Source organism: Moorena sp. SIO3A2 (assembly GCF_010672265.1).
Lineage (GTDB): Bacteria > Cyanobacteriota > Cyanobacteriia > Cyanobacteriales > Coleofasciculaceae > Moorena > Moorena producens.
Genome location: NZ_JAAHHC010000113.1, coordinates 1 through 3,487 on the forward strand (window position 1 = coordinate 1; position 3,487 = coordinate 3,487).

A 3,487-nucleotide genomic window follows, 5' to 3' on the forward strand; every position below is an offset into this window, starting at 1 on the left:
AAACCAGCATTTAAGGCCGTAGGCCACGCTACGCGAACGGCTTTGTTTATCAGTACATATATTATAGCAATTTTATAATACCCTGTGCAAAATTCATCCCACACCTATGCTACGCATTAGGTGTGGGATGAATTTTGCCGGACAGCTAACCAAACCTGTTCCGAAGATGCCATCTCCCGCTTAAAAATTAGCCAAATGCAGGGGTCTGGGGATCCATGAGAAATCAGAATTCGCTTGTCTGGGTACTGTTTGGCTAATTCAGCAACATGGATTTCTCGACGAATACTCCCCCCTAGCACAAAGAACGTATCCACAGGTGCTGATGCTGCTGCCTGCAATCTCAGAGTATTAATTAGCAGCCAGCCACACAAGAACATTGCTATAGTTAATAACCCCCAAACTCGTAGGCGTCGTCGCCATTGTACTGCTCGTGACAAGTTGATCATCTTACAGTATTTTTGACATGCTTGACATTCTCTAGCATAGGGGTCATTAAATATTCTAATCCATCATTCATCTGCCTGAAATATTACCTTTGACTTGGGTTTGTAGCTTGACTGATCTCTAGAATTTTCTGAGCTACTGCCTGAGAAACTGGCATCACCGAGAGTCGATTTCCACGTCTAGTAACCCATAGCTCTTGGTCACTAAATTCCTGTTTAAGGGTTGAAAGCTCTAGGAAATGGGGAAAAACCTCGACAAATTGCACTAGCACAGTATGCCACCGAGGAGATTCAACACTTGATTTGGGGTCATAGTAACGGCTAGTTTGGTCAAACTGAGTTGGGTCAACGACTTCACTTTTAATAATTTCCATTAAGCCCACAATTCCAGGGGGTTTAGTGTTGGAATGGTAAAAAAAAGCTAAGTCTCCCTCTTTCATTTCACGCAGAAAGTTTCTAGCTTGGTAATTACGAACCCCATCCCAAATTGTTTTCCCTTCTTTTTCCAGATCAGTGATGCTATAGACTTGTGGTTCCGACTTCATCAACCAGTAATTCATTAGTTATAGCGTAAGCATTCAGCTATCAGCCATCAGCCATCAGCCATCAGGTTATGCGCTATGGGCACACTACTTAGGCGTTGCTTAATAATGGAATGATTTGAAGAGTTTTTAGGTGCGCTTTCCGCATCTAATTATTAAATTCGCCACGGGTCGCACCTGTGGAATGGGCATCTTGCCCGTTCCTGATATTTGGGGGCAGGCATGATGCGCACCCCACTCCTATTCATTCCCTATTCAGCAACGCCCACTACTTAAGGTGCTAACGAGCAGGGATTTTCAACCAGCCGTACTAGAACCGTAAGCTTGTTTGCTACCTCCCGTTGATTAGCTGACCGCTGACCGCACCTCAAGTAGCGTGCGCGTAGCGCATTAGCTGAATGCTTACATAAAAAAAGACCTCCTAAGTTTACATCTTAAATACAAACGCTATATGAAACTAATATTGATCGTAAGCATTCGTTACGTCACAGCGTCGAAGCCTGTGCCACAAAGCTGATACGCGACACGCTGATACGCGACACGCTGAATGCTTACCTTTCACTGTTAGTTAATTTTACTCCCTGATGAAGCTATCCAAATTTCTCTTGCCTGTAGGCTTACTGGCAATTGTCTTACTGGGATGGAGAGTGTTCAGTGCTGCCTCTGCTCCCTTACCAGAAGGGTTTCCACCTCCTACCCCAGCTGGCAAAATCGAAATCAAACACTACCCTGCCTATCGCGCTGCCACAGTACCCTACTCTGGGGAACTGTCTGAGGCAGCTAATCGTGCTTTTGGCACCCTGTACCGCCATATTAGCTCTAACGATATTTCCATGACTGCTCCGGTAGAGACTCGTTATCCGATCAGTACCCTGGAAACTAGCCAGGGAGGTTCCTTTGCTCAGGTTGGTGAGGCTTATGTATCATTTCTATATCACCGCCGTAATATCAATCCTGAGCAGATTGAAGAAAATATTAGCGTAGAAGACATACCACCAATGACCGTAGTCAGCCTTGGCATGAAAGGTACCTATAGTTATATCAGCTACCAACAGAGTATTGAGCAGTTGAAGGAATGGTTAGCCCAACACTCGGAGTATACAGTCGTTGGTACACCCCGTCGCTTTTTTTATGATTCTCCCTTTGTTCCGGAACCCCTAAAGCGCAGTGAAGTTCAAGTTCCTATTCGACCGGTAAATGAATAATCCCAATTTACTTTATTCCTGCTACCAATAATGATAGTTAGAGTGATCAGGATTTTTTGAAAATGGAAAGACAAGAATTCTTTGAATCCAAGGGTGCAAGGATTTATGGAACACTTACCCTACCAGAAGGTGTGGAAAACCCCTCCGCTTGCCTATTCATTGGAGGGTCTTTTCCTCAGACAAGAGACGGAAATCTAGATAATTCAAAAACCGATTGGTTCCCTACACCATTACCAGAGCGAAACCTGTTCCGGGATGAAGCTAGAATTCTTGAGGAAATCGGGATAGCGACATTTAGATACGATAAGCGAGGATGTGGTCAAAGCGAAGGAAATTTTAATACTACTGGACTATTTGACTTGGTAGATGATGCTCGGATGGCATTGCAATGGATGCGGAGTATTCCTGAGATTGACAGCAGTAGAATCGGAGTTCTTGGTCAAAGTGAAGGGGCTGTAATTGCTTTGATTTTAGCAGCTTCTGACCCAGACATTAAGTTTTTTGTTTGGCAAGGGGGCATTTATAACAACCTGGAAGGGATACTGAAATGGCAAGCCAAAGCCTTTGAAAAGTTAGATAGTACAACTATCACAAATTTTAAAGAAAATATGCCATTGATTTACTGGATATACAAACAGATTGATGAAATTTATGCTAGGGCAAAAAGGGGTGAAGAGTTCTTTCGCATCGGAGATGAAGATTGGTCTTTTAATTATTACCTACCCCTGGGTCAAGAGCATTTTGAGAATCCTCCCTATTTATTTGTGGACAAGGTCAAATGCCCAGTACTGATTTTACATGGTGCCTTGGATCACAATACACCTCCAGAAGAAGCTCAACAAATGCAGCAAGCACTTATCGATGCTGGTAATAGGAATGTGACAACTCATATTTTTCCTGGATTGGATCACAGCTTCAGAAGATTAGGTGACCCAGATGAGGATTTTGTTACTGCTATGAAACGACCGCTAGATCTAGAAATGCCGCAAGCACTAACTGCTTGGCTAAAAGTCTGGCAAGAAAAGTGATCCGGTGATCAGATCAGGTCATGGGGAGATAGGGAGATCAGCTACAGCAGAGGAAAGAATAACAGATTATGATATCCCTTAATCTAGGTAACAAACCCGGTTTCTTTTAGGGTAATTTTTGGTAATGGATAAATAAACCATTCTTGACACTCCCCACGGTTAGAAACCGGGGGATTCTTCGTTCAGCGACCCAAGTTGCTGAGACAGGATTTCTCCAGTCCCAGTAGTGCTCAGGTCTCCCGAAGCGTTGGGATCTTTATCGATCCAAG

4 protein-coding genes are annotated in these 3,487 nt (G+C 43.7%); 2 read left to right on the forward strand and 2 right to left on the reverse strand.

The features are described 5' to 3' along the window. Positions 1–116: 116 nt before the first annotated feature. Positions 117–446 carry an ElyC/SanA/YdcF family protein gene (locus tag F6K64_RS37855; protein ID WP_287267997.1) on the reverse strand — a complete coding sequence of 110 codons (330 nt, stop codon included), beginning with the start codon at positions 444–446 and terminating at the stop codon, positions 117–119. Positions 447–529: 83 nt separating this feature from the next. Continuing rightward, complete coding sequence (locus F6K64_RS37860; protein WP_008187951.1) at positions 530–1,003, reverse strand: EVE domain-containing protein; 474 nt, start codon at positions 1,001–1,003, stop codon at positions 530–532. Positions 1,004–1,569: 566 nt separating this feature from the next. On the opposite strand from F6K64_RS37860, the gene F6K64_RS37865 reads away from it, so the two are divergent. Continuing rightward, complete coding sequence (locus F6K64_RS37865) at positions 1,570–2,190, forward strand: heme-binding protein (RefSeq protein WP_287267999.1); 621 nt, start codon at positions 1,570–1,572, stop codon at positions 2,188–2,190. 62 nt (positions 2,191–2,252) lie between these two features. Beyond that, positions 2,253–3,218 (forward strand): alpha/beta hydrolase family protein, encoded by a 966-nt coding sequence (locus tag F6K64_RS37870; RefSeq protein ID WP_287268000.1) that lies wholly within the window; start codon positions 2,253–2,255, stop codon positions 3,216–3,218. Positions 3,219–3,487: the final 269 nt, after the last annotated feature.